The 3,575-nt window shown below is 47.3% G+C and carries 3 protein-coding genes; 1 reads left to right on the top strand and 2 read right to left on the bottom strand.

The window, feature by feature from the left end; translation table 11 throughout:
- Both V5298_RS20115 and apbC read right to left on the bottom strand, forming a co-directional pair.
- A partial coding sequence (locus V5298_RS20115) for a dCTP deaminase (RefSeq protein WP_416351212.1) occupies positions 1–286 on the bottom strand: 286 nt, incomplete at its 3' end.
- 76 nt (positions 287–362) lie between these two features.
- Positions 363–1,451 (bottom strand): iron-sulfur cluster carrier protein ApbC, encoded by a 1,089-nt coding sequence (gene apbC / locus V5298_RS20110; RefSeq protein WP_332933201.1) that lies wholly within the window; start codon positions 1,449–1,451, stop codon positions 363–365.
- 108 nt (positions 1,452–1,559) lie between these two features.
- Here apbC and metG point away from each other — a divergent pair.
- Positions 1,560–3,575: methionine--tRNA ligase (metG, locus tag V5298_RS20105; RefSeq protein WP_332933200.1), on the top strand; the 2,016-nt coding region annotated here is incomplete at its 3' end.

Here is a 3,575-nt window from a genome sequence, read left to right as displayed (position 1 = left end):
ACTCATGGGTGATCGCCAATGCCAGTTCCCCAGGGTGAAGAAAAAACGCTTTGCCATCAGCAAGTTCTATCTCGTCACTCATTACCGAATTGAGCGCTTCTTGCACCTCGGCTTTAGGCCCACTTAAATCAATAAACGGGGCCTGATGGTCCTCAAAAACACGAAATTTGTTGCCAAGTCTTATATCAACGGTAAGCCCGCTTATCTGGTCATATTCTGGGGTTGGGTCAATTTTTATTTTGCCCTTTTGAAGGTAATCGAAAATGTCACGATCGCACAAACGCATAAATTCACTGTCCTGACAAAAATAATGGCGGCTATTATGCGCGGCATCATTGCCACGCACAACGTATTCAATTGGCTTATAACTGAGTTAATCCGATGGTTTCACCACGAATATTACTTTCAGACTCACGTTTGGGTAATGTCAGCGCCATTTGCATGGACATGGCTCTGGCGGCTTCCCGGTAAACATTAGCGATAGCACTGTCGGGTTTTTCCAGCACTAACGGCTTGCCAAGATCCGCATGTTCTCGAATTGTGGTATCCAGCGGTAGCGCCGCGAGTAAGGGTAATTCGTAGCGCTGCGCCAACGCTTGGCCGCCGCCTTCTGAAAAGAGGTAATCTTTATGACCACAGGCCGTACACTGATAATAACTCATGTTTTCCACCAGCCCCACCACAGGTACATCCACCTTTTCGAACATGGAGATCCCTTTTTGTGCATCGGCTACGGCCAAATCCTGAGGCGTTGTAACCACCACCGCCGCGCTTAACGGCACTTGTTGTGACATGGTTAACTGAATATCGCCGGTGCCAGGTGGCATATCGACAATCAGATAATCCAATACAGGCCACTGTGTTTCTTCCACAAGTTGGGTTAACGCCCTGCTTGCAATAGGTCCTCGCCACACGGCGGCATCTTCGGCAGGCACTAAATAGCCGATGGAATTGGCCACCAGCCCCCACGCTTCAATGGGCTGCATATGCTTGTTATCTTTGCTGGCGGGATGGGCATCGGGATTACCCAACATAATAGGAACCGACGGCCCATAAATATCCGCATCAAGAATACCCACCTTAGCGCCTTCTTGCATCAGGGCAAAGGCTAAATTCAAACTGGTTGTAGACTTACCCACGCCCCCTTTGCCGGAAGCCACCGCCACAATATTACGAATGTTGGTTACCGCTGGTTGTTTGGTTTGCGCGCCTTCAATTTTCTGAGAAAGGGTGACATCCATTGCCGGGACGCCCGCATTTTTTAGCCCGTTAGCGATGACATTTTGCACTAATTCGTATTGGGTCTGGGCACAAAACGGCAGTGTTACCACACACTTCCCATTGTCAACATTACACCACGGTTGGGTTTGCGCTAAGCTTAGGGCATAATAATCCGCTAAAGATTGAGCGACGACATCGAGCGTCTTGTCACCTTTTTGAGAAAAGAACATAATTCACCTTCAAATTGCATGGCCTTGCCATTTTCGTAATGCAAAAGCGGTACGATTCCGCTAGTATTTGCAGCCATTTTCTAACGCTAGAGAACAGAACTTATCATTATGTCTGAAAACACGTCGACTTCTGTTGCACCAGCCAACGCGAAACGTCGCATTCTGGTTACCAGTGCCCTGCCGTATGCGAACGGCTCTATCCATCTTGGACATCTTCTAGAGCATATCCAAACGGATATCTGGACACGCTTTCAACGCCTGCGCGGACACGAATGCTACAGCGTGTGTGCCGATGATGCCCATGGTACGCCGGTTATGCTTAAAGCCCAGGAACTGGGTATTACGCCAGAAGAAATGGTTGCCCGTACCCGTGCAGAGCATCACCAGGATCTACAGGATTTCTTCGTTGAGTACGACAATTATTATGTGACTCACTCACCGGAAAACAAGGCGTTATGTGAATCAATTTATCAAAGTCTTGATAACGCTGGGTACATAAGCAAGCGTACCATTAATCAATTGTACGACCCACAAAAAGAAATGTTTTTACCGGATCGTTTCGTCAAGGGAACCTGCCCAAGTTGTGGCGCCGAAGATCAAAATGGCGACAGCTGCGACGTGTGTGGTGCAACGTACAGCCCTACGGAACTCAAAGAGCCCCGCAGTATGGTGTCGGGCGCAACGCCAGTTCTCAAAGAATCCGAACACTTTTTCTTCGATTTGCCACAGTTTGAAGGCATGCTTAAAACTTGGATCCGCTCTGGTGCGCTGCAAGATGAAATGGCAAACAAGCTACAAGAATGGTTTGAAGAAGGGTTACAACAGTGGGACATCAGTCGCGATGCCCCCTACTTTGGTTTTGAAATCCCCGGCGCACCTAACAAGTTCTTTTATGTATGGGTAGATGCACCAGTGGGTTACATGGCCAGTTTCCAGCATTTCTGTAACGAAAATAACGTTAACTTTGACGATTTCTGGAAGCCAGGTACAGACACCGAGCTCTATCATTTTATCGGTAAAGACATCACCTATTTCCATTGTTTATTTTGGCCTGCCATGTTGGAAGGCGCTGGATACCGCAAACCAACTGGTGTGAATATTCACGGTTTTGTCACGGTCAATGGCGCGAAAATGTCCAAATCTCGTGGCACCTTTATTAAAGGTCGCACCTACCTTGACCATTTAAATCCTGAATATTTACGCTACTACTTTGCGTCAAAACTCAGCGATGGTGTTACCGACATCGATCTGAATTTCAACGATTTTGCGCAAAAGGTCAATTCTGATCTGGTGGGTAAAGTGGTGAATATCGCCAGCCGTTGTGCCAGCTTTATTACCAAACGGTTTGATGGCAAATTATCAGATTCCATCTTGGATGAAGCCTTAATGGCCGAATTCCATCAAGCTTCCGACAGCATTGCGGCAAATTTTGAAAACCGTAAATACCATCAAACAATACGGGAAATCATGGCCCTGGCAGACAAAGCCAACCAGTTTATTGATGCCAATGCGCCCTGGGTAACCATTAAAGACGAAACCAAACAGCAGTTCACCCACGATGTGTGTTCGCTGGGTATTAATATGTTCCGTATTTTGGTGGCCTACCTAAAACCTGTACTACCGGTACTCGCGCAAAAAGCCGAAGCATTTTTGAATGACTCGTTAACCTGGGAAAGTACCCAAACGGTGCTAACCGGGCACAGCATTACTAAATTCAAAGCCATGATGCAACGCATCGATATGGAGAAAATAGACGCCATGGTAGAAGACTCCAAAGAAAACCTGACCGCCACAGCCGAACCCAAGTTGGCCGCGGACAGTCCGCTGGCAAAAGATCCTATCAGCGATGAAATTACCTTTGATGATTTCGCCAAAGTAGATTTGCGTATTGCACGGATCGCCCATGCAGAACATGTAGAAAAAGCCGATAAACTACTTCGTTTAGAGCTCGACTTAGGCGGTGAAACCAAACAGGTATTTGCAGGCATTAAATCTGCTTATAGCCCGGAAGATCTGATTGGGAAACATACCGTTATGGTAGCAAACCTCGCACCACGTAAAATGCGTTTCGGTATGTCAGAAGGCATGGTATTAGCCGCCGGACCAGGTGGGAAAGAGTTATAC

The sequence above is a fragment of the Alteromonas sp. 14N.309.X.WAT.G.H12 genome, assembly GCF_036697315.1.
In the GTDB taxonomy this organism is placed as follows: domain Bacteria; phylum Pseudomonadota; class Gammaproteobacteria; order Enterobacterales; family Alteromonadaceae; genus Alteromonas.
The sequence above is the reverse complement of the archived record's forward strand: the minus strand, read 5'-3'. Positions and strand labels throughout refer to the sequence as shown.

Bases quoted from the DNA above. Each gene is read 5' to 3' on its own strand.
- apbC (WP_332933201.1), bottom strand. From the start codon at position 1,451: ATGTTCTTTTCTCAAAAAGGTGACAAGACGCTCGATGTCGTCGCTCAA.